The sequence below is a fragment of the Marinovum sp. PR37 genome (genome assembly GCF_028807375.1).
In the GTDB taxonomy this organism is placed as follows: Bacteria; Pseudomonadota; Alphaproteobacteria; order Rhodobacterales; family Rhodobacteraceae; genus Marinovum; species Marinovum algicola.
The window spans coordinates 224436-239920 of record NZ_JARAML010000001.1; the positions used below are offsets into that span (position 1 = coordinate 224436).

At 64.2% G+C, this 15485-nt stretch carries 16 protein-coding genes; 10 read left to right on the top strand and 6 right to left on the bottom strand.

Annotated features, from left to right (window positions below):
* The first annotated feature begins 138 nt into the window (after positions 1–138).
* Together PVW49_RS01045 and PVW49_RS01050 are read left to right on the top strand one after the other, a co-directional pair.
* Positions 139–654 (top strand): hypothetical protein, encoded by a 516-nt coding sequence (locus tag PVW49_RS01045; protein WP_048531940.1) that lies wholly within the window; start codon positions 139–141, stop codon positions 652–654.
* Positions 654–1070 carry a cell division protein ZapA gene (locus PVW49_RS01050; protein WP_074835767.1) on the top strand — a complete coding sequence of 139 codons (417 nt, stop codon included), beginning with the start codon at positions 654–656 and terminating at the stop codon, positions 1068–1070. The genes PVW49_RS01045 and PVW49_RS01050 overlap by 1 nt, the downstream gene beginning before the upstream one ends.
* A gap of 125 nt (positions 1071–1195) precedes the next feature.
* Here PVW49_RS01050 and grxD read toward each other — a convergent pair whose 3' ends face one another.
* The 6 genes from grxD to PVW49_RS01080 form a co-directional block, all read right to left on the bottom strand.
* A complete protein-coding gene (gene grxD / locus PVW49_RS01055) occupies positions 1196–1558 on the bottom strand; it encodes a Grx4 family monothiol glutaredoxin (protein WP_048531938.1) in 363 nt (120 codons plus the stop codon).
* Entirely contained in the window at positions 1555–1797 is a 243-nt protein-coding gene (locus PVW49_RS01060; RefSeq protein WP_048531937.1) for a hypothetical protein, read from the bottom strand. The genes grxD and PVW49_RS01060 overlap by 4 nt, the downstream gene beginning before the upstream one ends.
* A 4-nt stretch (positions 1798–1801) precedes the next feature.
* On the bottom strand, positions 1802–2032 hold the full coding sequence (locus PVW49_RS01065) for a BolA/IbaG family iron-sulfur metabolism protein (RefSeq protein ID WP_048531936.1): 231 nt from the start codon (positions 2030–2032) through the stop codon (positions 1802–1804).
* Positions 2033–2102: 70 nt separating this feature from the next.
* Complete coding sequence (locus PVW49_RS01070; RefSeq protein ID WP_274589691.1) at positions 2103–2972, bottom strand: hypothetical protein; 870 nt, start codon at positions 2970–2972, stop codon at positions 2103–2105.
* Positions 2973–2976: 4 nt separating this feature from the next.
* The gene (gene purL / locus PVW49_RS01075; RefSeq protein WP_274564544.1) at positions 2977–5136 is read right to left on the bottom strand and encodes a phosphoribosylformylglycinamidine synthase subunit PurL; all 2160 of its coding nucleotides are present in this window, start codon (positions 5134–5136) and stop codon (positions 2977–2979) included.
* 339 nt (positions 5137–5475) lie between these two features.
* Positions 5476–6375: a LysR family transcriptional regulator gene (locus tag PVW49_RS01080; RefSeq protein ID WP_048531933.1), complete on the bottom strand. Its 900-nt coding sequence runs from the start codon at positions 6373–6375 to the stop codon at positions 5476–5478.
* Positions 6376–6542: 167 nt separating this feature from the next.
* Here PVW49_RS01080 and PVW49_RS01085 point away from each other — a divergent pair, with 167 nt between their 5' ends.
* The 8 genes from PVW49_RS01085 (at position 6543) to PVW49_RS01120 (ending at position 15426) form a co-directional block, all read left to right on the top strand.
* Positions 6543–9962 carry an indolepyruvate ferredoxin oxidoreductase family protein gene (locus tag PVW49_RS01085; RefSeq protein WP_274589692.1) on the top strand — a complete coding sequence of 1140 codons (3420 nt, stop codon included), beginning with the start codon at positions 6543–6545 and terminating at the stop codon, positions 9960–9962.
* A gap of 75 nt (positions 9963–10037) precedes the next feature.
* Entirely contained in the window at positions 10038–10916 is an 879-nt protein-coding gene (locus PVW49_RS01090) for a lysophospholipid acyltransferase family protein (protein WP_074835759.1), read from the top strand.
* A gap of 6 nt (positions 10917–10922) precedes the next feature.
* Complete coding sequence (locus PVW49_RS01095; protein ID WP_048531930.1) at positions 10923–11735, top strand: glutamate racemase; 813 nt, start codon at positions 10923–10925, stop codon at positions 11733–11735.
* An 81-nt stretch (positions 11736–11816) separates the two neighbouring features.
* Positions 11817–12845, top strand: coding sequence for an N-acetyl-gamma-glutamyl-phosphate reductase (gene argC, locus PVW49_RS01100; protein WP_074835756.1), 1029 nt, complete (start codon positions 11817–11819; stop codon positions 12843–12845).
* An 11-nt stretch (positions 12846–12856) separates the two neighbouring features.
* On the top strand, positions 12857–13300 hold the full coding sequence (ccmE, locus tag PVW49_RS01105; protein WP_048531928.1) for a cytochrome c maturation protein CcmE: 444 nt from the start codon (positions 12857–12859) through the stop codon (positions 13298–13300).
* 123 nt (positions 13301–13423) lie between these two features.
* Positions 13424–14041 carry a holin-associated N-acetylmuramidase gene (locus tag PVW49_RS01110; protein WP_048531927.1) on the top strand — a complete coding sequence of 206 codons (618 nt, stop codon included), beginning with the start codon at positions 13424–13426 and terminating at the stop codon, positions 14039–14041.
* A complete protein-coding gene (locus PVW49_RS01115) occupies positions 14032–14574 on the top strand; it encodes a holin family protein (RefSeq protein ID WP_274589693.1) in 543 nt (180 codons plus the stop codon). The genes PVW49_RS01110 and PVW49_RS01115 overlap by 10 nt, the downstream gene beginning before the upstream one ends.
* A gap of 75 nt (positions 14575–14649) precedes the next feature.
* Positions 14650–15426 carry an enoyl-CoA hydratase-related protein gene (locus tag PVW49_RS01120; protein WP_074835753.1) on the top strand — a complete coding sequence of 259 codons (777 nt, stop codon included), beginning with the start codon at positions 14650–14652 and terminating at the stop codon, positions 15424–15426.
* Positions 15427–15485: the final 59 nt, after the last annotated feature.

A 15485-nucleotide genomic window follows, 5' to 3' on the forward strand; every position in this document is an offset into this window, starting at 1 on the left:
GGGGCGCAATTTTCCACAGGGTTGGCTAAACTCGCCCGGAAAGACCCTGCGCGATGATTCGCTGCGGGGCCGGCAACAGGCGCCACAGGTGATACGCAAACCGCGATACGGTTGTGGCAGAAAGGAAAGGCAGGCGGTATGGCCGACATCGAGGAGTTGCAGCGCAGATTGACGGCTGCGATCGACCGGATCGGAAAAGGGGTGGAGCGGCTGGACGCGGCCAGCGAACCGCCCGAGGATCCGGTGGATATCGAGGATTTGCAGGCCAGGCTCGGCGCGTCCGAGGCGGCGCTGGAGGAAGAGCGCATCGCCGGGCAGCAGCGCGAGGAACGGATCAAGACGCTGCATGCCAAGCTCGAAGATGCCCAAGCCACGATGAAGGCGCGGATGGACGCGCAATCCGAGGCCACGGCACAGGTCGATCTCGAATTGCAAAGGCTGCGCAAGGCCAATGAGCAGCTGCGCGCCAACAACAAGGCCCTGCGCGAGGCCAACAAGGCCGGGCTGGCCGATCCGCATCTGATCAACACCGGCATGATTGCCGAGCTCGAGGCGCTCAATGCCGCCCGTTCGGCCGAAACCGCCGAGGCCGAGGCGATCGCCGCGGCCTTCAAACAGCTGTTGCCCGATGATTCCCCAAGGGAGGACGCCTGATGCCCGAAGTCACGATCACCATCGGCGGCCGCAGTTTCGACGTCGCCTGCCAGCCCGGCGAAGAGCATTTCCTGCATGCCGCCGCCGGCATGCTCGACGGCGAGGCGCGGGTGTTGTCGGATCAGATCGGCCGCCTGCCGGAATCGCGGATGCTGTTGATGGCCGGGCTGATGCTGGCCGACAAGACCGCCGGCCTCGAGGACAAGGTGCGCGAGCTCGAGGACAAGATCACCGATCTGGGGGCCGAGGCCGAGGGCCTGCGCAACAAGCCGGCGCCGGAGCCCGAGCGCATCGAGGTGCCGGTGGTGCCCGGCGCGGTTGTCGACACCCTGGCCGAACTGGCCGCGCGGGCCGAGGCCGTGGCCGAGCAGGTCGAGGCCAAAGGCCGGTCGGACGCGGCCGGTCAGTCGGGCTAGCGGGACAGGGCGGTCTGCAAGCCACGCGTCCCGGCCTTGCGCCGGGACCTCTCCCTTGCTCCTTGCCCTGCCGGGGTCTTTCGCCAGCCCGGAGGCCCCGGCGCGGGGGCCGGGGCGGGCGGCGCTTAGCCGTTGGCTTCGCGGATCTTCTCGGCGGCGTCCTTGTCGAAGGCGACGCCGTTCTGCTCGAACATGGTGTCAAGTTCGCCCGACAGCGTCATCTCGGTGATGATGTCGCAGCCGCCGACAAACTCGCCCTTGACGTAGAGCTGCGGGATGGTCGGCCAGTCGGAAAACTCCTTGATGCCCTGACGCAGCCCGTCGTCGGCCAGGACGTTCACGTCCTTGAAGTTGACGCCCATGTAGTTCAGCACACCGGCGACCCGGCTGGAAAAGCCGCATTGCGGCATTTCCTTGGTGCCCTTCATGAACAGCACGACGTCGTTTTCGGTCACGGTTTGCTGGATGTTCTCTTTGACTTCTGTCATTTGTCTTTTCCCTTCGGAATGAAGCGTTTGGCGTATTCCTGCGGATCGCGCGGCACCTTGTAAGAGCTGTCTTGCCCGCCCAGGCCCGAGGAATAATGCGAATGCAGGGTGTGATATCCGCTGCCGGGCTCGGAGCCGCGGCCGGTCTGTTTCTTGTCCTCGCGGATCGCGCGCCGGGCCAGCAGGAGGGTCACTCCGATGATGGCCAGAACCAGCACGATGATGCCGAGGAGATCCATCGCCCTAGTCCGGGGCGCGGGTGGTCAGTGCCAGCGCATGCAGCTCGCCACTGTCGAGCTTGGCACGGATGGCGGCGTTGACCGCGCGTTGCTGCTGCACGCGGTTCATGCCGCGAAAGCTCTCGTCCACCACTTCGGCCGCAAAATGCTGGCCGTCATCGCCCTGAACGATGATCTGGGCGTCGGGAAAGCTCTGGCGGATCAGCTGTTCGATTTCGGTGGCATTGATCGGCATTGAGTGTCCTTTGGTCCTTTGGTCGAAAGGTAAGTGTGGCGCGTTGGGATGGCAAGTGGCCGCCGCAGCATCAGGGATGCAGCACCCGGGCCAGCCCGCGGCTGGCGATGCGCTGCAAATCTTGGTCGTAACGCTCTGACATTGCGGTCTTTTCCCTCTGCGTCCAAGGCTGAAAGGCGGGATACCCCGGCCCCTTGGGAAAGCGGCGCAGCGCTTCGGCGGTGGTCTCCGGCGTGACCTGGCCCACCTCGGCCAGATAGTCGAGCGCCCGGGCCGAAAAGCCGGGATTGGCGGCGCTCTCGGGCAAGGTGATGCGGGCGCCGGCCTCGCCCATGCACTGATGCAGAACCCTCGATGCGATGGTGGGGTAGTCCTCGTAGCGCCAGAGGAAAATCGGTGTGTCGCCAAGGGCTTGGCGCAAGCGCCTGACCGGTTTGAGCCAGCCGATTTCCGCCACCTCGGCGGTGCCGAGGTAGTCGCGGAAGGGGCGGAAAGCATGGCCTTTCATGTGTTCCTGCCAGGACGAGACCAGAAAGCCGGCCGGGTTGCGCACCGCCATGCCGACCTGGATGTCATGGCCGGGAAAAAGGTCGAGCACCCGTTTTACCCGCTGCGGCGCGAATTTGTAGAGCTGGCCGTCCTTGAAGGCCATGTCGGGGGCCAGAGAGGCGCTGAGGATGTTCTCGTTCATCAGCACCACGGTTTCGGCGTCTCCCGCATGTTTGTGCAGAAACCCCTCCGAAGCCAGCGCCAGCAGGTCGGGCTCGGCCCGGCCGCGCAGCAGTTCGGACAGCGGCAGAAGGGTGCCGCCGATCGGCATCGGGCCGATCACGCCGACGCCGGCCGGGGCCAGCGCCGCGCGCTGCGCCACCAGCGCGCGTTGCAAATGGGTCGAGGCGGTCTTGTGCGCGCCGATCAGAAAGGTCAGCCGGCGCCGCATCGGCTCAGCCGAAGAGCGCGGGCAGGGTGGCGCGAGAGGTTTCCCGCAATTCCGCGACAGCGGCGCTGGAAGTGCCGATGACCAGATCGCTGCCGGTGAATTTTCCGACCGTGACCAGCGGCAGATCGGCCTTGGCCGCCGCCCCCATCAGCGCCTCGGCCTGATCGAAGTTGCAGGCGATCAGATAGCGGCCCTGATCCTCGCCGAACAACCCGGTCGTGTCGGTGACCGTGAGCACCGCGCCGACGTCGCCGGCCTCGGCCATCTCATAGGTCGCCAGCGCCAGGCCACCGTCCGAGATATCGGTGCAGGCGGTGATCCAGTCGCGGTTGTCGCGGATGAAATCGCCGGCCGCCTTCTCGGCCTCGAGATCCACATGCGGCGCGTCGCCATCGGTGCGGTTGAACACCTCTGCCAGCAGCGCCGAGCGGCCCAGATGCCCCTCGGCCGCGCCCAGCATCAAGAGCACATGGCCCTCGCGCGGCACGCCGGTGATGGCGTGTTCGGCGTCGTCGATCAACCCGACCGCGCCAATGGTGGGCGTCGGCAGGATCGCGGCACCGTCGGTTTCGTTGTAGAGCGAGACATTGCCCGAGACGATCGGCATGTCGAGCGCGGCGACGGCCGCACCGATGCCCTTGATGGCGCCGACGAACTGGCCCATGATCTCGGGCTTTTCGGGGTTTCCGAAGTTGAGATTGTCGGTTGTGGCCAGGGGCTTGGCACCCACGGCGGTGAGGTTGCGATAGGCTTCGGCCACCGCCTGCTTGCCGCCTTCGACCGGGTTGGCCTGCACATAGCGCGGCGTCACGTCCGAGGTGAAGGCCAGCGCCTTGGCGGTGCCATGCACCCGGATCAGCCCGGCGCCAAAGCCCGGCGTGCGGATGGTGTCGGCCATGACTTGGCTGTCATATTGTTCGTAGACCCAATTGCGCGCGGCATAGTTGGGCGAGGCCAGAAGCGCCTTGAGCCCGTCGACACCGTCGATCTCGGGCACATCGGCCAGGGCTTCTGCGGCGGGCGTCTCGACCCAGGGCCGGTCGTATTCCGGCGCGGTCGAGGCGAGCTGCGACAGTGGCAGATCGGCCTTGGCCTCGTTGTTGTGCATGATGAGGAAACGGTCCTCGGCAATGGTCTCGCCAACGATGGCGAAATCGAGGTCCCATTTGTCAAAGACCGCCTTGGCCTCGGCCTCCTTTTCCGGGCGCAGCACCATCAACATGCGCTCCTGGCTTTCCGAGAGCATCATCTCGTAGGCGCTCATGTTCTCTTCGCGCACCGGCACATTCTCGAGGTCGAGCCGAATGCCCAGCTTGCCTTTGTCGCCCATTTCCACTGCCGAGCAGGTGAGGCCGGCGGCGCCCATGTCCTGGATCGAGATCACGGCGCCGGTCTGCATCAGCTCGAGCGTCGCCTCCATCAGGCGCTTTTCGGTAAACGGATCGCCGACCTGAACGGTGGGGCGCTTTTCCTCGATGGTGTCGTCGAACTCGGCCGAAGCCATGGTCGCGCCACCCACACCGTCGCGGCCGGTCTTGGCGCCGAGATAGACCACCGGCATGCCGACGCCCGAGGCGGCAGAGTAGAAGATACTGTCGGTCTCGGCCAGGCCTGCGGCAAAGGCGTTGACCAGACAGTTGCCATTGTAGGCCGGGTCAAAGCGCAGCTCGCCGCCGACGGTGGGCACGCCGAAGCAATTGCCATAGCCGCCGACACCTTCGACCACACCGTTGACCAGCTGTTTGGTCTTGGGGTGCGCCACCTCGCCAAAGCTGAGCGAGTTCATCGCCGCGATCGGCCGGGCGCCCATGGTAAAGACATCGCGCAGGATGCCGCCGACGCCGGTGGCCGCGCCCTGGTAGGGCTCGATATAAGACGGGTGGTTGTGGCTCTCCATCTTGAAGACCACGCATTGGCCGTCACCGATATCGACGATGCCGGCGTTTTCGCCGGGGCCGCAGATCACCTGCGGGCCGTCGGTCGGCAGGGTGCGCAGCCACTTCTTGGAGGATTTGTAGGAACAATGTTCGTTCCACATGGCGGAGAAGATGCCAAGCTCGGTAAAGCTTGGCTCACGCCCGATGATTTCGAGGATCCGATCGTATTCATCGGGGCTCAGCCCGTGTGCGGCGATCAGATCGGGCGTGATGGAAGGCTCTTGCATATCCGTAAAATCCCCAGGCTCCGGTTTGGGCTCCGTTTACGACATGGGCGTGACGGGTACAATCCGGGTTTCGCGCGCGCTCAAACCTGTTGCGCCGGATGCTCAAACTCCGGGCAGCCAAAAAAAAGGCCGAGCACTAAGCTCGGCCGAAGTCCAACAGGGAGGTATGAAGTCTGGCGCGATGCGCAATCAAACTTCATGAAGCTGAAATAAGTCGCAGGGCTGAGTCGATCAAGGGAATTAATGCCGCATGTGCAGCATAGTGGGTATGCGTTGCAGGCATACCTCACCTCGCGAGTGATCAATTCGTGGGCGTCGGGGCGGGTTGTTGGCTGTGGCTCAGATGTTCTCACGCAGCTGGCGGCGGTGCGCGATGATTTCCTCCTGAACGAAATCCCTGAAAGCAGCGATACGGCGAGATTGCCGCAACTCTTCGGGATAGGCAAGGAAAACAGGGATTTCGCCGCTCTCTTCATCGGGCAGAACCCGCACGGCCCGGGGGAAATCCTCGATCACGTAATGCGGCAGAACACCGATGCCGAGATTGTTGATCACCGCCTGAAGCACACCGAAATAGTTGTTCACGTTGAGCGTCGATTTCACGTCATAGGTCAGCAAACGCTGAACAAAGACTTGACCGGCACCTACCTGGGTAGAATCGGTCCTTTGACAGATCAACCTGTGGTTTTCCAGATCATCCAGCGATTGGGGGGTGCCATGCTGTTCGAGATATTCCGGCGACGCATAGAGCCGCATCCAGACCGACATCAGCCGCTTGCGCACAAGATCAGCCTGGCTCGGCTCTTTCATGCGGATGGCGACATCGGCCTCGCGCATCGGCAAGTCGAGCACGCGCTCCTCGAGCATCAGGTCGATGTTGAGGTCGGGGTATTTTTCATAGAGCTTGGCCAGACGTGGCGCCAGCCAGAGCGAGCCGAAGCCGGTGGTGGTGGTCACCCGCAGGCTGCCAAAGACCTCTTCCTCGCTGTCACGGATGCGCGCGGCGGCCGCTTCGAGCCGTTTGTTCATCGACGAGGTGGCGTCGAACAGCAGCTCGCCTTGTTCGGTGAGAATCAGCCCCCGCGCGTGGCGGTGAAACAGCGTCGTGTTCAGGCTTTCTTCGAGCGCACGGATCTGCCGGCTCACCGCCGATTGCGACAGGTGAAGCACATCGCCCGCATGCGTCAGGCTGCCGGCGTCGGCAACCGCATGAAATATTCTGAGTTTATCCCAATCCATAGTCGTTTCTTTCGTGATGCCTGTCGCCTGATTTTGCAAGAAAAACCTTTACGACGCCTAGATAACGCTAACATGGCAATGTCACGAAAAATTTTCCTCGTAAGGTCAGCAATTATGACCTAATATGGCGCTATACTCTAGCACGCGCAGCACCTTGGGAGGGGTCCATGAGCCAGCAGAAAATTTCCCTGAACGACCGGTTCGATCTGACGAAATCGCCTGTCCTGTTGAACGGCACCCAGGCGCTTGTCCGGCTGATGCTGGCGCAAAAGGCGCGCGATGCAGCGGCCGGGCACAATACCGCAGGCTATGTCACCGGCTATCGCGGTTCGCCTCTGGGCGCGGTCGATCTTCAGATGAGCAAGGCGGAAAAGCTGCTGCGTGCCTCCGATGTCACCTTCAATCCCGGGCTGAACGAAGACCTGGCCGCCACCGCGCTCTGGGGCTCGCAACAGGCGGAGCTGCGCGGCGAGGGTAAATATGACGGCGTCTTCGGCCTTTGGTACGGCAAGGGGCCGGGGGTGGACCGCTCCGGCGACGTGATGCGCCATGCCAATATGGCGGGCACCTCGGCGCTGGGGGGCGTGCTGATGGCGATGGGCGACGACCACACCGGCGAAAGCTCGACCGTGCTGCACCAGTCGGAATGGGCGCTTGTCGATGCCTATATGCCGGTGGTTTCGCCGGCCGGGGTGCAGGAGATCCTTGATTACGGCCTCTACGGCTTTGCCCTGTCGCGGTTTGCCGGGCTCTGGGTCGGCCTCAAGACGATGAAGGACACCATCGAGACCACCGCCGTGGTCAATGGCGACCCGCACCGTCTGAGCTTCCGCTTGCCTGACTTCGACATGCCCGAAGGCGGTCTCAACATCCGGCTAGGCGACACGCCGCATGCCCAGGAAGCGCGGATGATCGATTACAAGCGGTTTGCCGCCGAGGCCTTTTCCCGCGCCAACCGGATGGACAAGCGCGTCTGGGGCAAGCCCGGCGCCAAGATCGGCTTTGTCGCCGCGGGCAAGAACTGGCTCGATCTGCAACATGCAATGAGCCTGCTCAACATCCACGAGGGTGAGGCCGACCGGCTGGGTATCACCACCTACAAGGTGGGCCAGACCTTCCCGCTCGACATGCATTCCTTCCACGACTGGGCCGAGGGGCTCGACCTGATCGTCATCGTCGAGGAAAAGCGCAAGTTGATCGAGGTGCAGGTCAAGGAAGCAATCTTCGACGACCGGCGGGGCCGCCGCGTCTATGGCTGGTACAAGGGCGGGGCCGGCGGCATGCACCGCGACGAGCTTTTCCCGACCCGTGGCGCGCTCGATCCGATCTGGATTGCCGAAAAACTGGGCGACATCCTGATCGAAGAAGGGCGCGGCACCGATGGCATCCGCGCCGGGCTCGACGCGCTGCGCCAGGCCCGCGCCGGCGACAACGCCCAGGAGATCGCGGCGCGGCTGCCCTATTACTGCGCCGGCTGTCCGCACAACACCTCGACCAAGGTGCCCGACGGCAGCCGGGCCTATGCCGGCATCGGCTGTCACTACATGGTGCAATGGATGGACCGCCAGACCACTGGCTTTACGCATATGGGGGCCGAGGGCGCGAACTGGATCGGCGAGGCGCCGTTTTCCAACACCAACCACGTGTTCCAGAACCTCGGCGACGGCACCTACAACCACTCCGGGTCGCTGGCGATCCGCGCCGCGTTGGCGGCAGGGACGAATATCACCTACAAGATCCTATACAATGACGCCGTCGCCATGACCGGCGGCCAGCCCAACGAGGGCGACCTCAGCCCCTATCGCATCGTGCGCGAATTGCAGGCGATGGGCGTGAACAAGGTTTTCGTGGTTTACGACCAGAAAGAAGACGTCGATCTCGAGAAATTTCCCAAGGGCGTGGAAATTCAAGAGCGCGACGAGATGGAGAACGTCCAGACCCGGTGCCGCGAGATCGAAGGCGTGTCGGCCATCGTCTATATCCAGACCTGTGCTGCCGAGAAGCGCCGCCGGCGCAAGCGCGGCAAGTTCCCCGATCCCGACAGGCGGGTGTTCATCAACACCGACGTCTGCGAGGGGTGCGGCGATTGCGGCGTGCAGTCGAACTGCGTCGCCATCGTGCCGGAAGAGACCGAACTTGGCCGCAAACGGGCCATCGACCAATCGGCCTGCAACAAGGATTTCACTTGTCTGAAAGGGTTTTGCCCGTCGTTCCTCACGTTGGAAGGGGCCAAGGTGAAAAAGGGTGCCACGCGCGAGCTTGACCTGCCGGACCTGCCGCAACCCGAATTGCCGGCGATCAACGGCACCCACAACGTGGTGATCACCGGCGTCGGCGGCACCGGCGTAGTGACAATCGGCGCGGTGATGGCCCAGGCCGCGCAGCTTGACGGCAAGGGCGCCGGCATGATGGAAATGGCCGGCCTTGCGCAGAAGGGCGGCGCCGTGGCGATCCATTGTCGGCTGGCGGAAAAACCATCTGATATCAGCGCAATCCGTGTCGCAACCGGCGAGATGGATGCGCTGATCGGCGGTGATCTGGTGGTCTCGGCCGGGGCCAAGACCATCGGCCTGATGCGCAGCGGGCGCACCGGCGGCGTGGTCAACAGCCATGAAATCATCACCGGCGACTTTACCAGAAATACGGAATTTTCCATTCCGTCCGACAGGTTGCAGCTCGCTCTTGAGGCGCGGCTCAAAGATCGGCTGACGATGTTCGACGCGTCGGAACTGGCCCGCGCGGTGATGGGCGACTCGATCTATTCCAACATGATCCTGTTTGGCGCCGCCTGGCAGAAAGGCCTCGTGCCGCTCAGCCATGCGTCCATCCTTCAGGCGGTCGAGATGAACGGCCAGGCGGTCGAGCGCAACCAGCGCGCTTTCGAAATCGGGCGCTGGGCTGCGCTGTACCCGCAAGAGGCCGACGAGATGGCCAAACCCAGGGTGGTCGAGCTGCCCAAATCTCTGGAAGAGCGCATCGCCTTCCGCGCCGATCATCTGACCCGGTATCAGGGCAATCGGCTGGCCAAGCGCTATCGCGGCCGCGTCGATGCAATCGAGGACGAGGCGCTGCGCGAGGCGGTGGCGCTCGGCTATCACAAGCTGCTGGCCTACAAGGACGAATATGAAGTGGCGCGGCTGCTGATCGACAGCCGGGAAAAGGCCAAAGGCACTTTTGAGGGTGAGTTCAAGATGCGCCTGCACATGGCGCCGCCGATCCTGAGCAAGGCGGGCCCTGACGGCCGCCCGAAAAAGCGCGAGTTCGGCGAATGGCTGCTTGGGCCGATGAAGATCCTCGCCAAGCTCAAAGGGTTGCGGGGCACGCCGCTGGATGTCTTTGGCTATTCAGAGGATCGCCGCTTGGAACGCGCCCTGATCACGCAATACGAGCGCGACCTGGACGAGGTTCTGCCCGGTCTGACGGCCAATACCCGCGACGCCATCATCGCGCTGGCGCGGCTGCCGCTCGATATCCGCGGCTTTGGTCCGGTCAAGGCGGCCAATGAAGCCAAGGCGGCCAAGCGCCGCGAAGAGCTTCTGGCGGTGATCCGCGCGGGCGGGCCCGAACTGCGCAAGGCAGCCGAATGAGCCCACGCGGTTTTGCTTTGAAGCGGGCAGGAAAGGGATGTAAACAGGCCGAAAACCCCTGACAAAGGTCTTGCCATGCAGAGCAAGCGGCAGGTCGCCAGAGACATCTCTTATGCCTATTCCGCCGAGACCCGTGGCGGCCGCGCCATGATCCGGCTGATGGAAAATGCCACCGGCCGGCTTGGCCTGATCAAGCGGGCCGATGGCTATGAGCTGGCCGTCGCCGATGGCGAGGATTTCTGGCAGGTCATGGTCGAACGTTACGGTCTGGGGCTGGAGGTGACGCGCGGCGCGCTGGACAATATCCCCAGGGACGGCCCGCTGATCGTCATTGCCAATCATCCCTACGGCATCCTCGACGGGCTGATGCTGGGCCATATCCTGTCGGTGGTGCGGGGCGATTTCCGCATCATGGCGCATAAGATTTTCCGCAAGGCCTCCGAGCTCGACCGGATCATCCTGCCGGTCGATTTCTCGGAATCCAAGGAGGCGATGCGCACCAATATCGAGACCCGCAAGGCCTCGCTGGCCTATCTGGCCGAGGGCGGCGCCATCGGCATCTTTCCCGGCGGTACGGTTTCGACCGCGGTCAAACCGTTCAGGCGGCCGATGGATCCGGGGTGGCGCACCTTTACCGCGCGGATGATCGCGAAATCCGATGCGGCGGTGGTGCCGATCTATTTCGATGGCCACACCTCGCGGCTGTTCCAGCTGGCCAGCCATCTGCACAACACCCTGCGCATGGGGCTGCTGATCCAGGAGTTTCGGCGGCGGGTCAACACCCCGGTGCGGGTGGCGATCGGCGAGCCGATCCCGCGTGCGGAGTTGCAGGCCCGCGCCAAGGATGGGCGGGCAATGATGGATTTCCTGCGCAAAGCCACGTATGAGCTGTCTCCGACACCTTTGGAATCCTATGATTACGGGTTCGAGTTCGAGGAGCGGCACAGGTCGTAAGCGCTGATGGCAGTTGGAATTTTCGATAGCGGCCTCGGGGGGCTGACGGTCTGGGACGCGGTGGCGAGGCGGCTGCCGGAGGTGCCCTTTGTCTATTATGCGGATTCGGCGCATGCGCCTTATGGCGTGCGCACCGTGGATGACATCCACGATCTCACGCGCGCCGGCGTGACCCGTCTCTGGGATGAGGGCTGCGATCTGGTGATCCTCGCCTGCAACACCGCCAGCGCCGCCGCGCTGCGCCGGATGCAAGAGGCCGGCGTGCCGCAGGGCAAGCGGGTGCTCGGCGTCTTTGTGCCGCTGATCGAGGCCATGACCGAGCGAAACTGGGGCGACCAGTCGCCGCCGCGCGAGGTCGCGATCAAGCACGTGGCGCTCTTTGCCACGCCGGCCACCGTATCGAGCCGTGCTTTTCAGCGCGAATTGGCCTTTCGCGCCATAGGGGTAGACGTCGAAGCTCAGGCTTGCGGCGGCGTGGTCGACGCCATTGAAGAAGGCGATCTGATCCTTGCCGAAGCGCTGGTGCGCAGCCATGTCGAAGCGCTTAGGCGTAAGATGCCTGGGCCGCAGGCGGCGGTGTTGGGATGCACCCATTATCCGCTTCTGGCCGAGATTTTTCAGCAGTCCCTGGGCCCCGATGTCAAGGTGTTCAGCCAGGCCGATATCGTCGCCGAGAGCCTCGCGGATTACCTGCATCGCCATCCGCAAATGGTTGGCGATGCCGGAGAAACCCGCTTTCTGACCACCGGCGATCCGCGCCGGGTGAGCGATGGCGCCACGCGGTTTCTGCGACGAAAGATCGACTTCGTCAAAGCCTGACCGTGATCCAATGCACGCGCGGCGACGGCCCTGACCGCAGGCCTCGTGCGGCACATTCATACCCTTGTGGGAGATCTTGATATGACAAAGAAAATCGCAATCCTCGGCGCGTCGGGGTATACCGGGGCAGAGCTGGTCCGGCTGATCGCCACCCATCCCGATATGGAAATCGCCGCGCTTGCGGCCGAGCGCAAGGCCGGCCTGAAGATGGCCGATGTCTTCCCGCATCTGCGCCATCTCGATCTGCCCGATCTGGTCAGGATCGACGAGATCGACTTTGCCGGCATCGACCTGTGTTTCTGCGCCCTGCCGCACAAGACCAGCCAGGAGGTGATCCGCGATCTGCCGCGCGACCTCAAGATCGTCGATCTGTCCGCCGATTTCCGGCTGCGTGATCCGGCGGCCTATGAAAAATGGTACGGCAACGCCCATGCCGCGGTCGAGATGCAGGGCGAGGCGGTCTATGGCCTTACCGAGTTCTACCGCAACGACATCCGCGCCGCGCGGCTGGTGGCCGGCACCGGCTGCAATGCCGCGACCGGCCAGTTTGCCCTGCGGCCGTTGATTTCCGCCGGGGTGATCGGGCTGGACGACATCATCCTCGACATGAAATGTGCCGTTTCGGGCGCCGGGCGCAGTCTCAAGGAAAATCTGCTCCATGCCGAGCTGTCCGAGGGGTACAATGCCTATGCGGTCGGCGGCACACACCGGCACCTGGGCGAATTCGATCAGGAATTCGCGGCACTTGCCGGCCGCGAGGTCAAGGTTCAGTTCACCCCGCACCTGATCCCGGCCAATCGCGGCATCCTGGCCACCGGTTATGTCAGCGGCGATGCGGCGCAGGTGCATGAGACCTTTGCCAAGGCCTATGCCGATGAGCCCTTTGTCGAGGTGCTGCCGTTTGGCCAGACCCCGAGCACCCATCACGTGCGCGGCTCGAACTTCGTGCATGTCGGTGTCACCGGCGACCGCATCGCGGGGCGGGCGATCCTTATTGTCGCACTGGACAATTTGACCAAGGGCTCCTCTGGACAAGCGCTTCAGAATGCCAATCTTATGCTTGGGCTGGAAGAAACCGCCGGGCTGATGATGGCGCCGCTGTTTCCATAGGGAGGTCGCTGATGAGAAACCTGAAAAAACAACGCCGTATTCAGGTGATCGCCGTGGCAGCGGTGGCGCTTGTGCTGGCCACCGGGCTGATCGGCTATGCCATGCGCGACGGGATCAACTTCTTCCGCTCGCCGTCGCAAGTGGTTGCCGATCCGCCGCGCGAAACCGAGGTGTTCCGCATCGGCGGGCTGGTCGAAGCCGGCTCGCTGCAACAGGGGCAGGACAACCGGATCGATTTCAAGGTGACCGATGGCAACGCCGTCGTGCCGGTCAGCTATCAGGGCATCCTGCCCGACCTCTTTGCCGAGAATCAGGGCATGGTGGGCACCGGGAAATACATCAACGGAACCTTTGAGGCCTCTGAAATCCTTGCCAAACACGATGAGACCTACATGCCGCGAGAGGTGGTGGACGCGCTCAAGGAGCAAGGTGTCTACCAAGAGCCGGAGGGCTGATTTGCCCGCGCCGGCATCCGGCGTGGTGTGCGGCCGCCGGATGTTGCACCGCACGCTGGCATGAGCCTGCGTTAACCCCGTCCTGCCCAGACTTGTCGCGTCAACAGCGCAAGCGAGGCAGAGATGCTGCAACATTCGGTCCGGCAGATTGCCGATGAGATCATCGCCCGCGAGGGCGGCTATGTGAACGACCCCGACGATCCCGGCGGCGCTACCAAGCACGGTGTCACCATTCACACCCTGCGCCGGCTCGGGCTCGATCTCGACGGTGACGGCGCGGTGACAACGGCCGATGTCCGCCGGCTGACCCAGGAGCAGGCGGTGGATATCTTCATCCGCCATTACTTCATTCGGCCCGGCATCGCGAAACTGCCCGAAAGCATTCAGGCCAGCGCCTTTGACATGTATGTCAACGCCGGCGCCAATGCGGTCAAGATCCTTCAGCGGCTGTTGTGCGACATGGGCCAGAAAATCGCCGTCGACGGCGTGATCGGCCCGCAGACCGCCGCCGCCGCCGCCCGGGCCGAACGGGCCGGCCCGCGCCATTTCGCCGACGCCTATGGCATTGCCCGGCGCAACTACTATTTCCGTCTCGCCGACCGGCGCCCGGCCAGCCGCAAATATGCCCGCACGCGGGCCGGCGGCAAGGGCGGCTGGATCCGGCGGGCCGAGGATTTCATCTCGCCGCGCTATCACCTGACTGATGCGGAATTCGGCCGGAGGGTTGCGGCATGGGGCTGATCGAACGGGCCCTGTCGCTGGTCTTTGGCGGCGGCCGCAATGCCCTGGCCGAAACGGTCGAGGTGTTTCGCGAGAATGCCGAAAAGGGCGCCGCGCGCGAGGTGACGCTGCACCAGGCGACGCTGGCGCAATTCGGCAAGGAGTTCCGCCGCGACCGGCGCGGCTGGTTCGACCGGCTGATGGATGCGGTGAACCGGCTGCCGCGGCCGGCGATGGCGATGGGCACGCTGGGGCTTTTCGTGGCGGCGATGACCGATCCGATCTGGTTCGCGGCCCGGATGCAGGGCATCGCCCTGGTGCCAGAGCCGCTGTGGTGGCTGCTCGGGGCCATCGTCAGCTTCTATTTCGGCGCCCGCCACCAGGCCAAGGGCCAGGCGTTCCGGCGCGAGCTGGCGCAGACCGTCGCGCAGGTGCCGCAGGTGGTCGACAATCTGCGCCGGCTTGACGACATGCAGGCGCCGGATGCGACCGACCCCTCTGCGGGCGCCGGTGACAACCCGGCGCTCGAGGCCTGGCGCCGAGAGGTGGCGTGACGCCGCGTTTGCTCTGGCCTCGGACCTGCCATTGCGCCAGTCTCGCGCCGACAGCAAACACCAGGGCCGCGAGACATGAACTACGAAGCCATCACCCTCGAGATTTCCGACGACATCGCCGTACTCACGCTGAACCGCGCCGATGTGATGAACGCGCTCAACACCCAGATGCGCGCCGAGATCACCGATGCCGTGCGGGCGGCGGGCGAAACGGCCCGCGTGCTGGTGATGACCGGGGCCGGGCCCTCCTTCTGCTCCGGCCAGGATCTGGGCGATGCCAGCTCTGCCGCCAAGCTCGATCTGGAGCGGGTGCTGCGCGATGAATATGTGCCGATGCTGCGCGCGATCTTCGATTGTCCGATCCCGACGATCTGCGCCGTCAACGGCCCGGCCGCCGGGGCCGGCGCCAATCTCGCACTGGCAGCGGATGTGGTGATTGCCACCGAGAGCGCCTTTTTCCTCCAGGCCTTCACCCGCATCGGCCTGATCCCCGACGCCGGCGGCACCTATTGGCTGCCGCGTCAGATGGGCGCCGCCAAGGCGATGGGCGCGGCGCTGTTCGCCGACCGGATCAGCGCGCAGCAGGCCAGCGATTGGGGCATGATCTGGGAAGCGGTCGAGGATGACGCCTTTGCCGCCCATTGGAAAGCCCGCGCCGCCCATCTCGCCAAGGGCCCGACCGAAGCCTACCGGCACGTCAAGACCGCGATCCGCAGCTCGTTCGACAATCCGCTCGACGACCAGCTTCTGCTCGAGGCCCGGCTGCAAGGCAAATGCGGCCAGACCCGCGACTTCAAGGAGGGTGTTCTGGCCTTCATGGAAAAGCGCCCGGCGCAATACGAAGGCCGCTGACCGCCCGAACCCGAAAGGGGTGCCGACCTCGGCCAGCGCCCCTGATTTCCTCTTGCTCG

Coding starts and splice junctions, on each gene's coding strand:
- PVW49_RS01045 (WP_048531940.1), top strand. CDS start 139: ATGGCCGACATCGAGGAGTTGCAGCGCAGATTGACGGCTGCGATCGAC.
- PVW49_RS01050 (WP_074835767.1), top strand. CDS start 654: ATGCCCGAAGTCACGATCACCATCGGCGGCCGCAGTTTCGACGTCGCC.
- PVW49_RS01070 (WP_274589691.1), bottom strand. CDS start 2,972: ATGCGGCGCCGGCTGACCTTTCTGATCGGCGCGCACAAGACCGCCTCG.
- PVW49_RS01110 (WP_048531927.1), top strand. CDS start 13,424: ATGCTGCAACATTCGGTCCGGCAGATTGCCGATGAGATCATCGCCCGC.
- PVW49_RS01065 (WP_048531936.1), bottom strand. CDS start 2,032: ATGCCGATCAATGCCACCGAAATCGAACAGCTGATCCGCCAGAGCTTT.
- PVW49_RS01115 (WP_274589693.1), top strand. CDS start 14,032: ATGGGGCTGATCGAACGGGCCCTGTCGCTGGTCTTTGGCGGCGGCCGC.
- PVW49_RS01120 (WP_074835753.1), top strand. CDS start 14,650: ATGAACTACGAAGCCATCACCCTCGAGATTTCCGACGACATCGCCGTA.
- argC (WP_074835756.1), top strand. CDS start 11,817: ATGACAAAGAAAATCGCAATCCTCGGCGCGTCGGGGTATACCGGGGCA.
- PVW49_RS01085 (WP_274589692.1), top strand. CDS start 6,543: ATGAGCCAGCAGAAAATTTCCCTGAACGACCGGTTCGATCTGACGAAA.
- PVW49_RS01080 (WP_048531933.1), bottom strand. CDS start 6,375: ATGGATTGGGATAAACTCAGAATATTTCATGCGGTTGCCGACGCCGGC.
- PVW49_RS01095 (WP_048531930.1), top strand. CDS start 10,923: ATGGCAGTTGGAATTTTCGATAGCGGCCTCGGGGGGCTGACGGTCTGG.
- PVW49_RS01090 (WP_074835759.1), top strand. CDS start 10,038: ATGCAGAGCAAGCGGCAGGTCGCCAGAGACATCTCTTATGCCTATTCC.
- ccmE (WP_048531928.1), top strand. CDS start 12,857: ATGAGAAACCTGAAAAAACAACGCCGTATTCAGGTGATCGCCGTGGCA.
- PVW49_RS01060 (WP_048531937.1), bottom strand. CDS start 1,797: ATGGATCTCCTCGGCATCATCGTGCTGGTTCTGGCCATCATCGGAGTG.
- grxD (WP_048531938.1), bottom strand. CDS start 1,558: ATGACAGAAGTCAAAGAGAACATCCAGCAAACCGTGACCGAAAACGAC.
- purL (WP_274564544.1), bottom strand. CDS start 5,136: ATGCAAGAGCCTTCCATCACGCCCGATCTGATCGCCGCACACGGGCTG.